This window comes from Nocardioides terrae (genome assembly GCF_900112345.1).
GTDB classification, from domain to species: domain Bacteria; phylum Actinomycetota; class Actinomycetes; order Propionibacteriales; family Nocardioidaceae; genus Nocardioides; species Nocardioides terrae.
On sequence record NZ_FOLB01000002.1, the window covers coordinates 374,905 to 390,345 of the forward strand.

Consider the following 15,441-nt stretch of genomic DNA (forward strand, 5'->3'; position numbering starts at 1 on the left):
ATTAGTTTGGGTGGCATGCCAGCACGCCACGTCGTCGCCGCCGAGGAGACCGCCGACCTGCTCCGCCTCGTGCGGCAGATCGCGACCGACGAGCTCGCTCCGCGGGCAGCGGAGGCCGAGGCTGAGGAGGCGTTCCCCCGCGACGTCTTCCGTCTGCTCGGCCGCACCGGGCTGCTGGGCCTGCCCTACGCCGAGGAGCACGGCGGTGGTGGGGTTGCGTACGCCGACTACCTCCGCGTCCTCGAGGAGATCAGCGCGGTCTGGGCGAGCGTCGGCGTGGGCGTCAGCGTGCATGCGCTGTCGTGCTACCCGCTGGTGACCCGCGGGACGCCCGAGCAGCGCAAGCGGTGGCTGCCCGACATGCTCGGCGGCGAGCTGCTCGGCGCCTACTGCCTCTCCGAGCCGCACGCCGGCTCCGACCCCGCGGCCATGCGCACGCGCGCCGAGCGCGACGGCGAGGACTGGGTGCTCACCGGTGCGAAGGCGTGGACGACGCACGGCGGGCAGGCGGACTTCTACACCGTGCTCGCACGGACCGGCGACGGTCGCGGCGACATCTCCTGCTTCCTGGTCCCGGCGGACTCCGAGGGGCTCACCGCGGACGCGCCCGAGCGCAAGATGGGCCTGACCGGCTCGGCCACGGCGACCATGCGGCTCGACGGTGTCCGCGTCTCCGCCGACCGGCTGATCGGCGACGAGGGCGAGGGGCTGCGGATTGCGCTGGCCGCCCTCGACTCCGGCCGGCTCGGGATCGCCGCCGTCGCGACCGGGGTCGCCCAGGGCGCGCTGGACAAGGCCGTCGCCTACGCCCAGCAGCGCGAGACGTTCGGCAAGCGGATCATCGACCACCAGGGGCTCGCCTTCGTGCTCGCCGACATGGAGGCCGCGATCCAGAGCGCCCGCGCGACGGTGCAGCACGCCGCCGACCTGCGCGACGCGGGGCTCCCCTTCGCCCGGGAGGCGTCGATCGCCAAGCTGGTCGCGACCGACAACGCCATGAAGGTGACCACCGACGCGGTCCAGGTCCTCGGCGGCGCCGGCTACACCAAGGACTTCCCGGTCGAGCGCTACATGCGCGAGGCGAAGGTGATGCAGATCTTCGAGGGCACCAACCAGATCCAGCGGATGGTCATCTCGCGCAGCCTCGACGGAGCGGATCTGGGCACGATCAGCACACGCTGACCGCGCCTGGGACGATATCGGTGTGGCGTACGACGACCCGCAGACCGCGACCCCCTGGACGCACCGGGTCGCCCACGGGGTGAAGGCGTTCGCCACGGCCGAGTCCTCCGGAGCCGCGGCCCTCGTCGCGGCGGTCCTCGCGGCGCTCGTCTGGTGCTCGATCGACGCACCCGGCTACGAGTCGTTCTGGTCCACCTCGGCGTCGGTCGCCGCCGGCGGACATCACCTGGCCGAACCGCTCCGGGTGTGGGTCAACAGCGGCCTGATGACGCTGTTCTTCCTCGTCGTCGGGCTCGAGGCACGGCGCGAGTTCGACCTCGGTGACCTGCGCGAGCGACGCCGCTTCGTGCTGCCCTGCGCCGCCGGCCTGGCCGGGATGGCCGTGCCGGTCCTCATCTACCTCCTGGTGCTGGGCGGCGGCGACAGCGCCTGGGGCATGGTGATGTCGACCGACACCGCCCTCGCCCTCGGTCTGCTCAGCGTGGTCGGCCGCAGGCTGCCCGACCGGCTGCGCATCTTCCTCGTCACCGTCTTCGTCGTCGACGACGTGGTCGCGCTGCTCATCGTCACCATCGCCTACACCGACGAGGTGTCGGTCCGCCCGCTCGTCGTCGCCCTGGTCGCGCTCGGGCTCGTCGGTGTCGTCCGTCGGGTCGCCAACCGTCCGCTCCTCGTGCCGGTCCTGCTGCTGTGCGTGACGTGGGTGGCGCTGCTGCGCAGCGGTGTCGACCCGATCGTGCTCGGCCTGGTCGTCGGCCTGGCCACGTCGGCGTACGCCCCCTCGCGCGACGACCTGGAGCAGGCGAGCAGCCTCTTCCTCGGCTTCCGCGAGCAGCCGACGCCGGAGCTCGCCCGAGCCGCCAACGTCGGGGTCATCCGCAGCGTGTCGACCAACGCGCTGCTGCAGAGCCGGCTCCAGCCGTGGACCGGCTACGTCGTCGTACCGCTCTTCGCGCTGGCCAACGCCGGCATCTCCCTCGATCCGACCTTCCTGCGGTCCGCGCTGTCGCACTCCCTGGTGTGGGCGATCGTCGCGGCCTACGTCGTGGGCAAGCCGATCGGCGTCGTCGGCGCGTCCTGGCTGGTCGAGCGGATGACCGGCGGGTCGGTCCGGCCGGCGGTCGGCTGGACGGGCGTCCTGGGCAGCGGCACGCTCGCCGGGATCGGCTTCACCCTGTCCTTCATCGTCGCCGACATCACCCTGGCCGGCCCGCGTCTGGCCGAGGCGAAGCTCGGTGTGCTCCTCGCCGCCCTCCTGTCCACCGCGGTCTCGGTCGTGGTGTTCGCGCGCACCTCCCGCTGGACGGAGGTACGCCGGGCCCGCGCCCTCATCGGCGACGCGACCCCACTGGAGGACCTCTGCAGCGAGGTGGACCCCGACCACGACCACGTCCGCGGCTCGGCGACCGCTCTCGTCACGCTCGTCGAGTACGGCGACCTGGAGTGCCCCTACTGCGGTCGGGCCGAGTCCGTCGTGCGCGAGCTGCTGCGCGACACCGACCTGCGCTACGTCTGGCGCCACCTGCCGCTGACCGACGTGCACCCGCACGCCCAGCTCGCCGCCGAGGCCTCCGAGGCCGCCGGCGCCCAAGGGCGCTTCTGGGAGATGCACGACCGGCTGATCGACCACCAGGACCAGCTCGAGCCGCGGGACCTGCTCGACCACGCGCGTGCCCTGGGTCTCGACGTCGACCGCTTCAAGGACGACCTCGTCGAGCACCGCCACGCCGCCCGCGTCGCTCGCGACGTCGAGTCGGCCGACCTGTCGACCGTGGCCGGCACACCGACGTTCTTCATCAACGGCCGGCGTCACCACGGCTCGTTCAACCTCGAGTCGCTGTCGGCCGCGATCGACGAGGCCCGCGCCAGGACGCTCCTGGAGGCGTCACCGCCGGTGCCCGACGCTCCCGCGTGAACGCGAGCGGCGAGGGCCGGTCGGACCCGCCCTCGCCGCTCGTCGTCTCCGGCACCCGTGGGGACTGGGTGACCTCCGGACATAGCGAACCGCTGGCGTCTCGGGTCACCAGCGGTTCGGGGAGAACTCTGGCGGATTGCGCGCGTCGCTGTCTCGGGAATCGCCCAAGATCCCGGCACGACTACTCGCGCGCGTCGAAGGCCCGCTTGGCGGCCAGGGTGGCGTTGAGGGCGCGCGGGAAGCCGGCGTAGACGGCCGCGTGCAGGAGCGCCTCCACGACCTGCTCGCGGGTCAGTCCCACGTTGAGTGCCAGGTCGACGTGTGCCTCGAGCTGTGGCTCGCAGCCGCCGAGGGCGGTCAGCACGCCGAGCGTGACGAGCTGGCGGTCACGCGGAGACAGCCCCGGTCGGGCGTAGATCTCACCGAAGCCCCACGCGATCGTCTGGCGACCCAGTTCCGGCGAGACCTCGCGCAGGCTGTCGATCATCGCCTCGGGCGCGCTCGCGCCGACTTCGGCCAGCATGCGCAGGCCGGCGGCGTACTGCTCGTCGTCCATGTCCCTCTCCTCACTCGGTGGCGGCCAGCACCGTCACGTGGTTGGCGACGGCGAGGCCGCCCATGTTGTGCACAGCGGCGAGGCGGGCGTCCGGGATCTGCTCACCCGGGAACGTGCCGGTCAGCTGCATGCAGGCGAGCGCGTGCTGGGACACGCCGGTCGCGCCGACCGGGTGGCCCTTGGACTTGAGCCCGCCGGAGGGGTTGACGGGCAGCGCGCCGCCCGGCAGCACCGTGCCGTCCTCCAGCGCGGTGCGGCCGTGGCCACGCGGCGCCAGCCCCATCACCTCGTAGAGCTGCAGCTCGGCGATGGTGAAGCAGTCGTGCACCTCGGCGAGGTCGAGGTCCGGGGTGGTCACGCCCGCTGACTCCAGCGCCCGGTGCCAGGCGAGCTCGGTCGCGGCGAAGGCGAGCGGGTCCCGCTTGGCGGCGGGCAGGAAGTCGCTGGCAGCGGCCCGGCCGGCCACGCGGACCGCGGCATGGGACCGCGACGTGGGCTCCCGGCCCAGGACGAGCGCGGCGGCGCCGTCGGAGACCGGCGAGCAGTCGGTACGCCGAAGCGGAGCCGCGATCATGGGGTTGGCGGCCGACTCGGTCGCGCAGAACTCCTCGGAGAGCTCCTTGCGCAGGTGCGCATACGGGTTGAGCGCACCCTGCCGGTGGCTCTTGGCCGCGATCCGCGCGAGCGTGTCGCCGATCGGGCCGTACCGCTCCTCGTAGGCGCGGGCGACCTCGGCGAAGAGGCCGGTGAAACCGGTGACCGACGTCGTGCCGGCGGCGTCGTAGTCCGCACCGAGCAGTGCGCCGCCGACCGTCTCCGGCGGCAGTCCGGTCATCTTCTCCGCACCGATGACGAGCACGCGCCGGGCCTGCCTGGCGTCCAGGTGGGTGAGCGCGACGTGAACGGCGGTCGAGCCGGAGGCACAGGCGTTCTCGACGCGGAGCGCCGGCACGCCGAACAGGTCGTCGGAGATCTGGAGCGCGAGCGAGGAGGCGAAGCCCAGCGGGTCCATGCCGGCGTTGTAGTGCGCGACCACGACGAGGTCGATGTCGCGCGCGTCGACCTCCGCGTCCGCCAGCGCGGCGGTGCCCGCGTCGGTCACGAGCGACTCCAGCGTCGCCGCAGGGAGCTTGCCGAACGGGGTGTGACCCCAGCCGAGCACGAGTGAGTCGCTCACCATCCGTCCCATCCGGCGCGCAGCGCCTTCTTGTCGATCTTGCCGACGGCCGTCGTCGGCAGGGCGGGCACCAGTGCCACCGCCTTCGGTCGCTTGTACGACGTCAGCCGGGCGCGGCAGTGGGCCTCGACGTCGGCGACGGTCACGCCCGCCGCGGCCACCACGAAGGCGACCACCGCCTCGCCCCAGTCGGCGTGCGGGATGCCGGCGACCGCCACCTCCCGGACCCCGGGCAGCTGGGCGATCACGTGCTCGACCTCGGAGGAGTACACGTTGAGGCCACCCGTGATGATCATGTCCTTCTTGCGGTCGACCAGGTACAGGTAGCCCTGCTCGTCGACGTAGCCCAGGTCGCCGGTGTGCAACCACCCGTCGCGCAGCGCCTCCGCGGTCTCGGCGGGCCGGCCGAGATAGCCCGTCATCGTGTACGGCGACCGGGCGGTCACCTCGCCCACCTCCCCCGGGCCGCAGTCACCGCCGTCGTCGCGCACCACCCGCACCTGCGCCATCACGACCGGCTGGCCGCAGCTGCGCAGCAGCTGCACGTGACCGGTGTCGGTGCGGTGGTCGTCGCGGCGCAGCCGGGTGAGGAAGTTCGGCGCCTCCGACTGGGCGTAGAGCTGCACGAAGACGGGCCCGAACAGCTCCAGCCCCTGCGCGAGCCGGTCGAGCGTGATCGGCGCGGCGCCGTACAGGATGGTGCGGAGCGAGGACGTGGTGAGCCCGCGCCGGGCCGCCGCCGCGTCGAGCAGGCGGTAGATCATGGTGGGCACGAGGAAGAGGTAGGTGACGCCGTCGCGCTGGATGCGATCGAGCGTGACCCCGGGGTCGAACCGGTTCTCCAGGAACGTGGTGGCGCCCTTGGCCAGGGCGGCCTGGAGCAGGAAGCCCGCGCTGTGCGGCAGCGGCGAGGTGAGCAGCAGGACGTCGTCACCGCGGAGCTCCATCTCGACGAGATGGCTGAGCAGGTTCGCCGCCATGCCGGCCTGGGTGTGCACGACGCCCTTCGGCCGGCCGGTGGTGCCGCCGGTGTACATGACGAGGGCGACATCATCGTCGGCCGGCGAGGTCGGCGCGAACGCCGCCGGATGTGCCACCGCCTCCGTCCAGGAGCCCGGACCGTGGGCGTCGACGATGACGAGGGAGGGGTCGGCCCCGAGGCTCCGCGCCTGTTCGACGGCGTCCAGGCGGGCCGCCTCGACCACGCAGACCTCCGCCCCGGAGTCCTGGATGATGAACGCCTGCTCCTCGGCGGACAGCATGCCGTTGAGCGGCACCTTCGCTGCACCGATCGTCGCCAGCGCGAGGTCGGCCACGACGTACTCCGCGCGGTTGCCGAGCAGGAGGGCGACGGGCGAGCCGGCCGCCACCCCGACCTTCTGCAGGTGTCCGGCCAGACGGGCGGACGCATCCGCCAGCTCGGCGTAGGTCCAGGTGGTGCCGTCGACGACGAGCGCGGTGCGGTGCGCGTGCGTCCTGACGGCCTCGAGCAGGTAGTCGCGAAGGATCGCCATCCGCCTCACGCCTCACCCAGATAGGCGTGCCGCACGCCCTCGGACGTCAGCAGCTCGGCGGCGGGCGCGTCCATCACGACGAGCCCGTCGGCGAGCACGTAGCCGTGGTCGGAGAGCTCGAGGGCCCGCTGCATGTTCTGCTCGGCGAGCAGCACGGTCACTCCTGCGGCCGCGATCCGGCCGATGGTCTCGAACATCTGGTCCACGATCACCGGCGCGAGGCCGAGCGACGGCTCGTCGAGGATGAGCAGCCTCGGCTCGCTGGCCAGGGCCCGACCCAGCGCCACCATCTGCTGCTCGCCGCCCGACATCGTCCCGGCGAGCTGGCGCTGCCGGGAGGCGAGCACGGGGAAGAGGTCGAAGACGCGGGCGAGCGGGTCGCGGACACGACGGCGTGCCGCCCGGTCGTGCACGCCCATCAGCACGTTGTCGCGCACGGTCATGGCGGGGAACAGCCGCCGGCCCTCCGGTACGACGGCCACGCCGAGGCTCGGCCGGTCGGCGGCCGGCCGGCGGGTGACGTCCTCCCCCGCGACCCGGATCGTGCCGGCGTTCACCCGCTGCAGGCCCATCAGCGCCTTGACCAGGGTCGTCTTCCCGGAGCCGTTGGAGCCGATCAGGGAGACGGTGGTGCCGGCCGCGACCCGCATCGAGACGCCGCGGACAGCAGCGGCCTCGCCATAGCTGACGACCAGGTCACTGACCTCAAGCACGTGCTCCACCTCCCAGGTAGGCCGCGACGACCCGGTCGTCGCCGACGACCTCCGTGGGGGTGCCGTCGAAGAGGTTGCGTCCGCGGTCGAGGACGTACATCCGATCGGCCAAGGCCGTCACCGCTCTCACGTTGTGCTCGATGTAGATGACCGATCGGCCGTCGTCGCGCAGCGACGCGATCAGCTCCATCCCGGCGGCGGCCTCCGCGGGATTGAGGCCGCCGAGGACCTCGTCGAGGAGGATGAGTCGCGGGTCGAGCGCGAGCGCGCGGCCGATCTCGAGGAACTTGTGCTCGTGCAGGGTCAGGGTGGTCACGTCGCTGCCGGCGTGGCCGTCGAGCCCGATCCGTTTCAGCACGCCGTGGGCCCGCTCGATCGCCTCCGACCGCGACACCCGGTCCCGACCGAACATCGCTGCCGTCGCGACGTTGCCGAGCACGTCGAACGACCCCAGCGGCCGCGGGATCTGGAACGTCCGCGCGATGCCGGCATGGGCACGCCGGTGGGAGGAGAGCCGGGTGACGTCGCGGCCCTGGAACTCGATCCGGCCGCCGCTGACGGGCAGCGAGCCGGCGATGGTGCTGAGCAGCGTCGTCTTGCCCGACCCGTTGGGCCCGACCAGGCCGACGATCTCACCGGCACCGACCTCGAGGTCGACGCCGTCGAGCGCCTTCAGGCCCCCGAACCGCTTGGTGACGGCGGTGCAGCGCAGCAGGCTCATCGCGACACCCCCGAGGCACCGCGGACACCCGAGCGGCCCGGCTGGCGGAGGCGGTCGAACGCGCCCGAGATGCCCTGTGGCAGGACAGCGATGACGACGACCAGGAACACGCCGATCACGATCTGTGACAGCTCCGGTGACCCGATCCCGAGCAGCACCTCGCGCAGCACGACGACAGCGGCGGCGCCGATCGCCGGGCCCCACCAGCGCGCCGAGCCGCCGAGGATCGTCATCATGATGACGAAGAGCGGCACGTTGAGCGCGAACACGGCGCCCACCTCGACGTACCCGAGGTAGACGGCCTGCGGGGCGCCGATGAGGCCGCCGAGCGCACCGCTCACGGCGAAGGTGAGCACCTTGTAGCGGTATGTCGGCACGCCGAGCGACTCGGCGACCGCCTCCTCGTCCCGGATCGAGCGCAGCGCGGTGCCCCAGCGTGTCCTGGACGTGGCCAGCGCCACGAGGGCGGCGAGCGCGGCGAGCGCGACGCCGACCACGAAGACGTGGCGGATCCCGCCGCCGACCCACAGGCCGCGTGTGTGCTCGCGGACGAACACGCCGGTGCCGCCGTCGAGGAACGCGACGTTGGAGACGACGGTCGTGACGACGAAGGCGAGCGCGAGGGTCACGAGGCCGAACAGGTCGCCCTTGAAGCGCGGTGATGCGAAGACACCGAGGCCGACCACGAGTGCCACCCCGCCGGCGGCGAGGCCGGCCACGAGCATCGCCACCAGGAAGCCGGCGTCGGTGTGCTCGAGCACCGCGGCCGTGGCGTAGATGCCGACGCCGAAGAAGACGCCGTGGCCGAAGCTGGGATAGCCGGCGTTGCCGCTGAACACGTTCCAGCTCAGCGCCAGCGCCACCCAGACCACGAACTGGAAGGAGAAGGTCACGATGTAGTTGGACCCGAGGACGGGCACCAGCACCGCCGCGAGCGCGGCGACCACGACGATGCCAGCCACCCGCCGCAGCAGCGGCGCGTCCGGCTCGATCCACGCGCGGGGTCTCATGCCAGGCTCCTCACGGCAGGGCGCTCCCGGGTGGGGCGCTCGTGGGTGAGGCGCTCCCGGATGACGCGGGACAGCGGCTGGGCCGCCAGGTACAGGACCAGGACGCCGTACGTCACGGCCGACGCCCACTGGGGCGCGAACCACAGTGACCAGGCGTTCTGCAGCATCATCAGCACGACCGCCGCGACCAGCGCCCCGAGCGGCCGGCCGAGGCCGCCGAGCAGGCAGGCGACGACCACGACACCGATCCAGTGCAGTGGCAGCTGCGGCTGCAGCGGCATCTTCACCGCCACCGCCATCCCGGCCACCGACGCGCTGAGCGCGGCGAGCCCGGAGACGGCCAGAGCCAGCGGGGCCGCGCGGACCCCGAACGCCTCCGCGATCGGCTGGTCCTGCCGCATCGCCTGGACGGCCCGGCCGGACCGGGTGAAGCGCAGGCTCCACGACGCCAGGCCCACCATGACGACCGCCAGCACCAGGCTGAGGAGGTCGGGAGGCGTCACGGCGAGCCGGTCGAGCGGCGCGGGCAGGTGGATCGCCTCGCGCAGCCCGTCCGGCAGGTCGCGGCGCATCGACTTCAGGTCCGCGCTCCAGAGCTGGCTGGCCACGCCCTCGGCGACGATGAACAGACCGAAGGTCAGCAGCAGCGAGGTGGTGTCGTCGGCGTCGAGCCGGGTGAACAGCCACTGGCTCGCCACCCCGACCACGAAGCAGGCGGGCGCCGTGACCAGCAGCGTGGCGAACGGGTGCCAGCCGGCCTCGGTCACCAGGGTGAAGGTGATGTACGCCGCGAGGAGCACCACCGAGATGTGGAAGAAGTCGGCGATGCCGAGGTGCCCCCACTTGATGGTGAGCCCGAGGGCGATGCAGCCGTAGAGACAGCCGAGGAGCGCGCCGTTGAGCAGGGTCTGGGCGAGAGCGGTCGTCGAGACGTCCATCACGGCTTGTAGTCGATCGTGCCGCCGGCCACGTCCTTGGGCCACACCAGCACGCGCTTGCCGTCCTGGATCTGGGTGACCCTGTTGATGTCGCCGCCGTAGTTGTTGTAGCCGTCGAACTTCAGGCTCCCCGCGATCGTGTCGACGCTGTTGCTGTTGAGCCACGCGATGATCGCCTTGTTGTCGACTCCGGCATTGACCACGCCGGTCAGCAGGATCTGCCAGGCGGCGAAGCTCGCCGCCGCCTGCGTCTCGATGAGCGGGAAGAGGTCGTCGTCCTTCGCCACCTCGTCGTACTGCTTGCCGAAGTAGCGGGCGATGTCGGTGTCGCCGAGTGCGGAGTCGGTCTCGAAGATCGACAGCGTCAGCAGCCCGTTCACCTCGTCGTCCAGCCCGGCCAGGGAGGCCGGGGAGGGCAGCGCCGCGAAGACCGAGCGCGGGGTGTAGCCGATCGAGTCGAACGCGTCGTACAGATAGGTGGTGTCGGCGCCGAGGCCGCCGAGGTAGACGAGGTCGGGGTCGGCCTGCGAGATCCGCAGCGCGATCGAGCTGAAGTCGGTGGTGCCGAACTCGTACTCGACGTCGCCGGTGGTCTTCACTCCCTCCTTCTCGAACCTGCTCTTCGCGGCGGCGGCGAGCGAGAGGGTGGTCGGGAACTTCGCCGTCGCGTAGAAGACGCTCTTCGGCGGGTTGCCGCTCGACTTCAGCGCGTCCCACAGCGTCGTGGCGCCGGCGTCGAACATGTGCTCCTTGTCGCCCGTGCCGTCGAACTGCCAGGCCGGGAAGTGGTTCTCGCCGATCAGCTCCTGCGGGGCGCCGTTGGTGTGGGTCGGGAAGGCGTAACCGGCCTGGGTGACGGGCCCGGCCGCGGCGAGGGTGTTGGCGCCGCCGTACGGTCCCATCACGAGGTCGACGTGCTCGCCGATCAGGCGCTCGTAGTTGGACGCCACCTGGGCGGGCGTCGACTGGTCGTCGAGCACGTCCCACTTGAGCGGGCGACCGTCGATGCCGCCGCAGTCGTTGACCCACTTCGTGACGAGCTCGGCGACGCCCTCGTGCACCTTCGCGGTCTCGGAGAGCGGGCCGGTGAGGCTGAGCGAGCCGCCGACGACGATGGGATCGCCGGTGGGCTTGGTGCCCTCGTTGCAGGTCATGCCGGCGACGGGGGCGACGATCTTGGCGTCGGGCACCGCCGTGGTGGAGCCCTCGGAGTCGCTGCTGCCGCAGGCCGAGGTGACCAGCAGCAGGGCGGCGCCGGCGGACAGCTGCGCGCGGTGCCGAAGGAGCGCGCGGCGAGTGGTGGGGATGGGTGTCATGGTCGGTCTCCGTATCTGGGTGGGGCGATCAGTTGTCGAGGAACGCCACGACCCGACATGGCGATGCGCTGGTTCCGGGGAGCTTGAGCGGGAAGAAGCCGACGTGGAAGCCGGTCGGCGGGAGGGCGGCGAGGTTGTCGAGCTGCTGGATGACGAAGGCCTCCTTGTCGGCGATCGCGAAGTGGCCGTCCCAGATCTCCGTGGGGTCGCCGGTGGCCTCGTAGGCCGCCCGCATCACCGGGAAGGGGCGGTCCCAGGCGAGCGCGTCCGTGCCGAGCACCGTCGCGCCGAGCCCGGTGAGGTAGCGGGTGCCGTCGCCGCTCATCCCCGGGTAGTCGAAGAACTCGGGCTGCGACATGTCGAAGCGCTCCTGGCCGGTGCGCAGGAGCAGGGCGTCGCCCTCCTCCACGTCGCGACCGGTGGCCTTGATGGCCCGTTCGAGTGCCTCGACGGGGACCGCCTCGCCGGCCCGCGCCCACGGCCGTACGTCGAGCACCATCCCCGGCCGGTAGAGCTCGGCCAGGTCTATGTCGCTGATGGTCCGGGCCGGCTTGCCCTCGACCAGGTTGCCGCTGTGCAGCGGCGCGTCGACGTGCGTGCCGCAGTGGGTGTTCATCTCGGTGAGCCAGTCCTCGCCCCAGCCCTCGCCATGCGGCAGGTGCTCGGGCGGGCAGCCGAAGATGGCGGTCATCCGGTCACGGCCCTCGCCCTCCGGCCGCAGGTAGTGGATCTGCGGGGCGACGATGTTCTCCAGTGGTTTGTAGGCGTCCGGCATCAGGGCGCGGTTGGCAGGATCGAGCGTCCGGGAGAGGTCGACGAGGCGGGTCATGGCGGTCCTTCGGTGCGTGGGTGCAGGGTGCGGGTGGTCGCGAGTGGGGTTGATCCCGAGGGGGATGGCGATGGGCGGTGTCGCGGGGCGACCGGGGTGCCGGCCGGCGTTCAGCGGGATAGCCGCAGCCGGTTGCGGAGGACCCCGATGCCCTCAACCTCCAGCTCGACCTCGTCGCCGTCCTTGAGGCGCTTGCCGATCTCGATGGGGCTGCCCGAGAGGACGGTGCCGGAGCCGAGCAGCTCGCCGGCGTGGATCGTGCGGCCGCGGCTCAGGTAGGCGACGGCGTCCTCGAAGGTGTGCTCGATGGACGCCGACGACCCGTCCGACCAGGTCTCGCCGTTGACGCGGGCGCTCATCTTGAGCTGGTAGGGGTCACCCAGCTCGTCGGCGGTGACGATCCAGGGGCCGACGGTGTTGGCGCCGTCGAAGTCCTTGCCCCGGGCCGGCCCGAGCCGGGAGGCCATCACCTCGGTCTGCAGGTCGCGGCAGCTCCAGTCGTTGAAGATCGTGTAGCCGAAGATCGCCGCGCCGGCGTCGGCGGCGGTGAGGTTCCTCCCGGTCGTGCCGACGACCGCGGCGATCTCGAGCTCGTAGTCGACGTGGTGGGTGTCCGGCGGGGCGACGATCTCGTCCCCGGGGCCGCTCACCGAGAGGTGGTCGGCGTTGTAGTAGATGACCCGCTCCGCGAAGACCGCCGGCCGGCCGAAGTCACCGGTGGCGACGAGCCGCTCGTACTCGGCGTCGGGGTCCTCCGCCGCGGCGGCGAGGGTGCGGGCCATCCCGAGGAACGCGGGGGCGAGGTGCTCGATGAAGAGGGAGCAGTCGCGGAAGCGCGGCGGGTCCGGCAGCGGTGCCAGCAGCGTCACCTCCGCGAGGTCGTACGCCGCGTCGGCCGGGTGCGAGTCGAGGATCGACTGCGCCTCGTCGAGGATCGCGGAGCCGGCCCGCACGAGAGCCAGCATCGAGGCGAACCGCGCGTCGCCCCGGGACGCCCGGGTGAAGCTGACGGCGGTCGAGCCGGTCGCGTCCAGGGCGCCGACGTGGACGCCGTTGCCCGAGCTGCTCGGGGCCTTGAAAGTGAAGAGCTTCATGGGTCCTCTCCGATGTGTCGGTCATCACACTCGGAGCGGCGTGCCCTGTGCGTACAGGGCCCGTCGAGCCACTCTTGGGGTCGCTCACTGTCACGGCGTCACAAGCCGCGGCGCTCCTACCGGGGGTCGGGATGGCCCTGTGCCGGGCCTGTCGCGCTGAGCAGCTCGTGCATCCTGAGCGCGGTGTGGAGGCGGAACCGGTCGTCGACGTTGCGGGTGTCGACCCCCAGCAGATCCTCGATCCGCGCGATCCGGTTGCGGACGGTGTTGTAGTGGACGTGCAGCTCGGCCGAGGTCGGTCCGAGGTGCCGGTCGTTCTGCAGGTAGGCACGCAGGGTCAGGACGTAGTCCGTGCCGCGGGTCTCGTCGGAGGAGATGATCGGTCCGAGCAGGTCGCGGACCGTGGTCCGCAGGTGCGACGGCGGCAGGCTCGCGACGCCGAGGATGCCGAGCTCGAACGCGCTGGTGACAGGGTCGGCCGCCGGGTTGCTGGTCACGATCTCGAACGCGGCCCGCGCCTCGTCGAACGACATGGAGAAGTCGGCCACCTCCGCGCACTGCCGGCCGACGCCGGCGGCGGCGCCGCGCAGCGCGGGCACGCGCGTGACGAGGTCCGTGAGCGTCCGGCGCAGGTCGGTCGCCGAGCGCGACCGATGTCCCACGACCGCGACGACGCGACCGTGCCGATGGCTGGGCACGCAGGCCTCGAAGGCCTGCTGGAGCGCGCCGCTGACCTGCGCGAGCCGGACGTCGGCGAGCGGGGCGCCGGTGCGGTCGCCGACCACCACCACGTAGGCCTCCGGTGGCAGGACGACCCCCATCAGCGCAAGCCGCTGCCGGAACTCGGCGGCGTCGGCGACCCGCCCGCTGAACAGCTGGTCGAACAGCTCCCCACCGACGCGCTGGAGGGTCCGCTCACGCTCGGTGGACCTGGCCAGCTGGAGCCGGAAGAGGGCCGTCGCGAGCTCGATCATCGTCTGCGACGCCTCGTCGGGCCTGCGCGTGGCGATCACGCTCAGCACCACCCCCTCGGGCTCGGTGAGGGTCGCCCGCCAGGCGGTGAACGGGTTCCCCTCGCCGTACTCGCCGGCGGCGCGGACGAGGGTGCCGTCAGGCAGGCGGAGCTCGACGCGGGCACCGAGCTCGAGGGCGAGCAGGTCGAGCGCGGCGCCGGCGTCGGACTGCTGCGAGAAGCTCGTGGCGAGCCGGACGCAGTCAGCGGCGAACCGCCTCATCCTGTCGCGCTCGTCCTCGGCGCGGGCGGCGTGCGCTGCGGTCCGCCCCTCGACGTCCAGCTGGCGCAGGCGCACGGCGAGGTCGTGCGCGATGTCGGTGGCCGCGTGCTCCTCCCACTCCTTCCAGTCGTAGACGTTGCGCTGGGCGGCGTAGAGGACGCCGATCGTGGTGTCGGCGATGAGCAGGGGGACGGTCAGGGTGGCGAGGATGCCTTCGTTGTCGATGAGGCGCTTCATCAGCGGGACCCGGCGCCGGTCGTGGAGGTAGTCCCGGCTGACGTGGGGGCGGCCCTCGGCCGCGACCCGCCCTCCGATCCCCTCGCCGACCTTGAGCCGCCAGGCGGAGGCCATCTCGGTGGAGACCAGGCCGCGGTGAGCCCCCATCACGAGGTAGCCGTCGTCGATGAGACCGGTCCAGGAGACGTCGGAGCCGAGGACGTCGACGATCTGGTCGACCGCCACCTGGAGGGCCTGGGTGACGTCGTTGGCGGCGAGCAGGCGCTGCAGGTAGCGCACCTTGAGGTGGGGGTCCACGGTGCGCTCGGTGGCGAGCTCGGTCATCCGTCACTCCTTCGAGGCGACCGCCGGGTCCCGGGGGCGAGGATCCCGACGAGATATTGATCGAGCATCCGGAGCAGCTGCTCGGTGAGGTCGAAGGGCGGCGGGTCGTCGTCGATCCAGTTCGTCAGGATGATGAAGTACGACGCCGCGAGCACGAGCCCCGCAAGGGACACGTCCACCGACGCGCGTACCTCCCCCGACTCCTGCCCGCGGGCGAGGAACCGCGTGAACTCCTCGGCCAGCGGCGGCTTGCGCAGGATGTTGGTCGCGTGGGCCGCCGCGCCGAGCAGGCGCACGGTCTCGGGCCTCGTCTCGCTGCTGACCCGCCCGAGCTCGACCATGTAGCGGCGCAGGATCTCCTCGACGGAGTGGTCCTCGAGGTGCTCGCTGCGTACCGCCGTGAGGGCGCGGTGCCGGCGGCGGGCGCTCCACTCGTCGAGCAGCGCGGTCTTGCGCGGGAAGTAGTTGAACACCGTGGCGCGCGCGACGTCGGAGCGCTCGGCGATGTCGTCCATCGTCGTGCTGTCGAAGCCGCGCTCGACGAACAGCTCGACGGCGGCTGCATAGACCTGGTCGCGCCGGCGCAACCGTCCGCGGGTGCGTCGGTCCGTCTCCACCATGGGCGACTCCTCGTTCCGTCGTGGCCCTTGACGGCCCGAGCTCGTGTGACGTACGTTACA

At 72.1% G+C, this 15,441-nt stretch carries 14 protein-coding genes; 2 read left to right on the forward strand and 12 right to left on the reverse strand.

Annotated elements, in window-relative coordinates; genetic code table 11:
* Positions 1-15: 15 nt before the first annotated feature.
* Positions 16-1,182, forward strand: coding sequence for an acyl-CoA dehydrogenase family protein (locus BM236_RS04545; protein WP_091120675.1), 1,167 nt, complete (start codon positions 16-18; stop codon positions 1,180-1,182).
* 22 nt (positions 1,183-1,204) lie between these two features.
* Entirely contained in the window at positions 1,205-3,097 is a 1,893-nt protein-coding gene (locus BM236_RS04550) for a Na+/H+ antiporter NhaA (protein WP_091120677.1), read from the forward strand.
* A 181-nt stretch (positions 3,098-3,278) separates the two neighbouring features.
* Here BM236_RS04550 and BM236_RS04555 read toward each other — a convergent pair whose 3' ends face one another.
* The 12 genes from BM236_RS04555 to BM236_RS04610 form a co-directional block, all read right to left on the reverse strand.
* Positions 3,279-3,653, reverse strand: coding sequence for a carboxymuconolactone decarboxylase family protein (locus BM236_RS04555; RefSeq protein WP_091120679.1), 375 nt, complete (start codon positions 3,651-3,653; stop codon positions 3,279-3,281).
* Positions 3,654-3,663: 10 nt separating this feature from the next.
* Positions 3,664-4,830, reverse strand: coding sequence for a thiolase domain-containing protein (locus BM236_RS04560; protein ID WP_217645228.1), 1,167 nt, complete (start codon positions 4,828-4,830; stop codon positions 3,664-3,666).
* Complete coding sequence (locus BM236_RS04565) at positions 4,827-6,344, reverse strand: AMP-binding protein (protein WP_091120683.1); 1,518 nt, start codon at positions 6,342-6,344, stop codon at positions 4,827-4,829. Before BM236_RS04565 ends, BM236_RS04560 begins: the two co-directional genes overlap by 4 nt.
* A gap of 5 nt (positions 6,345-6,349) precedes the next feature.
* On the reverse strand, positions 6,350-7,057 hold the full coding sequence (locus tag BM236_RS04570; RefSeq protein WP_245750128.1) for an ABC transporter ATP-binding protein: 708 nt from the start codon (positions 7,055-7,057) through the stop codon (positions 6,350-6,352).
* Positions 7,050-7,778 carry an ABC transporter ATP-binding protein gene (locus tag BM236_RS04575; RefSeq protein ID WP_091120856.1) on the reverse strand — a complete coding sequence of 243 codons (729 nt, stop codon included), beginning with the start codon at positions 7,776-7,778 and terminating at the stop codon, positions 7,050-7,052. The genes BM236_RS04570 and BM236_RS04575 overlap by 8 nt, the downstream gene beginning before the upstream one ends.
* A complete protein-coding gene (locus BM236_RS04580) occupies positions 7,775-8,788 on the reverse strand; it encodes a branched-chain amino acid ABC transporter permease (RefSeq protein ID WP_091120685.1) in 1,014 nt (337 codons plus the stop codon). Before BM236_RS04580 ends, BM236_RS04575 begins: the two co-directional genes overlap by 4 nt.
* Positions 8,785-9,726: a branched-chain amino acid ABC transporter permease gene (locus BM236_RS04585; protein WP_091120687.1), complete on the reverse strand. Its 942-nt coding sequence runs from the start codon at positions 9,724-9,726 to the stop codon at positions 8,785-8,787. The genes BM236_RS04580 and BM236_RS04585 overlap by 4 nt, the downstream gene beginning before the upstream one ends.
* Complete coding sequence (locus BM236_RS04590; protein ID WP_091120690.1) at positions 9,726-11,042, reverse strand: ABC transporter substrate-binding protein; 1,317 nt, start codon at positions 11,040-11,042, stop codon at positions 9,726-9,728. Before BM236_RS04590 ends, BM236_RS04585 begins: the two co-directional genes overlap by 1 nt.
* 28 nt (positions 11,043-11,070) lie before the next feature.
* Positions 11,071-11,871 (reverse strand): cyclase family protein, encoded by an 801-nt coding sequence (locus BM236_RS04595; RefSeq protein WP_091120692.1) that lies wholly within the window; start codon positions 11,869-11,871, stop codon positions 11,071-11,073.
* A 110-nt stretch (positions 11,872-11,981) separates the two neighbouring features.
* A complete protein-coding gene (locus BM236_RS04600; RefSeq protein ID WP_091120694.1) occupies positions 11,982-12,965 on the reverse strand; it encodes a fumarylacetoacetate hydrolase family protein in 984 nt (327 codons plus the stop codon).
* A gap of 116 nt (positions 12,966-13,081) precedes the next feature.
* Positions 13,082-14,761, reverse strand: a complete 1,680-nt coding sequence (locus BM236_RS04605; RefSeq protein ID WP_091120696.1) for a helix-turn-helix domain-containing protein — start codon at positions 14,759-14,761, stop codon at positions 13,082-13,084.
* A complete protein-coding gene (locus BM236_RS04610) occupies positions 14,758-15,381 on the reverse strand; it encodes a TetR/AcrR family transcriptional regulator (RefSeq protein ID WP_091120698.1) in 624 nt (207 codons plus the stop codon). The genes BM236_RS04605 and BM236_RS04610 overlap by 4 nt, the downstream gene beginning before the upstream one ends.
* Positions 15,382-15,441 lie beyond the last annotated feature (60 nt).

What these genes read in the sequence shown, in the direction of transcription:
- BM236_RS04565 (WP_091120683.1), bottom strand. Translation starts at nt 6,344, where the DNA reads ATGGCGATCCTTCGCGACTACCTGCTCGAGGCCGTCAGGACGCACGCG.
- BM236_RS04605 (WP_091120696.1), bottom strand. Translation starts at nt 14,761, where the DNA reads ATGACCGAGCTCGCCACCGAGCGCACCGTGGACCCCCACCTCAAGGTG.
- BM236_RS04600 (WP_091120694.1), bottom strand. Translation starts at nt 12,965, where the DNA reads ATGAAGCTCTTCACTTTCAAGGCCCCGAGCAGCTCGGGCAACGGCGTC.
- BM236_RS04590 (WP_091120690.1), bottom strand. Translation starts at nt 11,042, where the DNA reads ATGACACCCATCCCCACCACTCGCCGCGCGCTCCTTCGGCACCGCGCG.
- BM236_RS04610 (WP_091120698.1), bottom strand. Translation starts at nt 15,381, where the DNA reads ATGGTGGAGACGGACCGACGCACCCGCGGACGGTTGCGCCGGCGCGAC.
- BM236_RS04585 (WP_091120687.1), bottom strand. Translation starts at nt 9,726, where the DNA reads ATGGACGTCTCGACGACCGCTCTCGCCCAGACCCTGCTCAACGGCGCG.
- BM236_RS04595 (WP_091120692.1), bottom strand. Translation starts at nt 11,871, where the DNA reads ATGACCCGCCTCGTCGACCTCTCCCGGACGCTCGATCCTGCCAACCGC.
- BM236_RS04580 (WP_091120685.1), bottom strand. Translation starts at nt 8,788, where the DNA reads ATGAGACCCCGCGCGTGGATCGAGCCGGACGCGCCGCTGCTGCGGCGG.
- BM236_RS04575 (WP_091120856.1), bottom strand. Translation starts at nt 7,778, where the DNA reads ATGAGCCTGCTGCGCTGCACCGCCGTCACCAAGCGGTTCGGGGGCCTG.
- BM236_RS04545 (WP_091120675.1), top strand. Translation starts at nt 16, where the DNA reads ATGCCAGCACGCCACGTCGTCGCCGCCGAGGAGACCGCCGACCTGCTC.
- BM236_RS04555 (WP_091120679.1), bottom strand. Translation starts at nt 3,653, where the DNA reads ATGGACGACGAGCAGTACGCCGCCGGCCTGCGCATGCTGGCCGAAGTC.